The sequence below is a fragment of the Pseudomonas sp. NPDC089741 genome (assembly GCF_044748825.1).
Taxonomy (GTDB): domain Bacteria; phylum Pseudomonadota; class Gammaproteobacteria; order Pseudomonadales; family Pseudomonadaceae; genus Aquipseudomonas; species Aquipseudomonas helmanticensis.
Map to the genome: position 1 here is coordinate 1 of NZ_JBIVGT010000084.1, position 1867 is coordinate 1867.

The following is a 1867-nucleotide window of genomic DNA, read 5'->3' on the forward strand; positions in this document are numbered from 1 at the left end:
CCCCCCCCCCCCCCCCCCCCCCCCCCCCCCCCCCCCCCCCCCCCCCCCCCCCCCCGCCCCCCCCCCCCCCCCCCCCCCCCCCCCCCCCCCCCCGCGCCCCGCACCGCAGGCGATCACAACCCCACTCCCTTGCCCCAGCAGCTTTAGAGGTCGTGAGATGAGTAAAAACAGGTACCCCAGATTACTAGGCCTAGTGCCGCTGCTCGGCACGTTGTTGCTGGGAGGCTGCAACATGACCTTGCTCAATCCAACGGGCCAGGTTGGCCTGGAACAGCGAAACCTGATCATCACCGCGACCCTGCTGATGCTGTTGGTCGTTGTGCCGGTTATCGTCATGACCTTCCTGTTCGCCTGGAAATACCGCGCGTCGAACACGAACGCCGTCTACACCCCGAAATGGTCGCACTCGACCAAAATCGAAGTGGCAGTCTGGACCATCCCCGTCCTGATCATCATTGCCCTGGGTTACATCACTTACATTTCGACCCACGAACTGGACCCGTATCGTCCAATTCAATCCGACGTCAAGCCAGTGACCATTGAAGTGGTTGCGCTGGACTGGAAGTGGCTGTTCATCTACCCGGAACAAGGCATCGCCACGGTCAACAAGATCGTGTTCCCGGCGCACACGCCAATCAACTTCAAGATCACCTCTGACGCTGTGATGAACTCGTTCTTCATCCCGGGTCTGGGCGGCCAGATCTACGCGATGGCGGGCATGCAGACCAAGCTGCACCTGATCGCTGACCGTAACGCTGAAATGGACGGTATCTCCGCCAACTACAGCGGCGCGGGTTTCACCGGCATGAAGTTCAAAGCTATCTCCACCACTCAGGAAGATTTCGACGCCTGGGTCAGTGAAGTCAAGAAGTCACCTAAACAGCTTGATCAAGCTGAATACGCAGCCCTTGCCAAGCCAAGCCAGAACAACCCAGTCGAGCTCTACTCCTCGGTCACGCCGAACCAGTTCCAGATCATCGTCGACAAGTACGAAGGTATGAAGCCGGGCAAGCCACTGAAGCACGAGAAGAAAGAGAAAGAAGTGGCGGCCACGGAAATTGACTCGAGTTCGCATTCAGCTGCCGGGGCAGAGGAGTAAACGATGTTTGGTAAATTAAGTTGGGAAGCAGTCCCATTCCACGAACCGATCGTGATGATTACCATCGCCATGATCGCGCTCGGTGGTCTGGCGCTGTTCGCTGCAATCACCTACTTCAAGAAGTGGACGTACCTGTGGACCGAGTGGTTGACCTCGGTAGACCACAAGAAAATCGGCGTGATGTACATCATCGTCGCCATGGTCATGCTGCTGCGCGGTTTTGCCGACGCCATCATGATGCGTACCCAGTTGGCCATGGCCACCGAGGGTTCGCCTGGCTACCTGCCACCTGAACACTATGACCAGATCTGCACCGCTCACGGGGTGTTCATGATCCTCTTCATGGCGATGCCATTCTTCACCGGCCTGATGAACCTTGCAGTGCCGCTGCAGATCGGTGCGCGTGACGTTGCGTTCCCGTTCCTGAACTCCCTGAGCTTCTGGCTGCTGGTTTCCGGCGTAGTACTGATCAACCTGTCCCTGGGCGTCGGCGAATTCGCCAAGACCGGCTGGGTTGCCTATCCACCATTGTCGGGTCTGCAATACAGCCCTGGCGTGGGTATGGACTACTACATCTGGGCGCTACAGTTATCCGGGTTAGGTACGACGCTGACGGGGGTCAACTTCCTCGCGACCGTACTGAAAATGCGTACCCCTGGCATGAAACTGATGGACATGCCGATCTTCACCTGGACCTGCACTTGGGCAAACGTTCTGATCGTGGCTTCGTTCCCGATCCTGACCGCTACCCTGGCACTGCTGACCCTT

The 1867-nt window shown here is 58.4% G+C and carries 2 protein-coding genes; both read left to right on the plus strand.

The annotated features are described in order from the left end of the window. Window positions 1-157: 157 nt before the first annotated feature. Window positions 158-1099 (plus strand): ubiquinol oxidase subunit II, encoded by a 942-nt coding sequence (gene cyoA / locus ACIPZE_RS28910; RefSeq protein WP_129395412.1) that lies wholly within the window; start codon window positions 158-160, stop codon window positions 1097-1099. Window positions 1100-1102: 3 nt separating this feature from the next. After that, window positions 1103-1867: cbb3-type cytochrome c oxidase subunit I (locus ACIPZE_RS28915; protein ID WP_400776849.1), on the plus strand; the 765-nt coding region annotated here is incomplete at its 3' end.

Coding starts and splice junctions, on each gene's coding strand:
- cyoA (WP_129395412.1), top strand. CDS start 158: ATGAGTAAAAACAGGTACCCCAGATTACTAGGCCTAGTGCCGCTGCTC.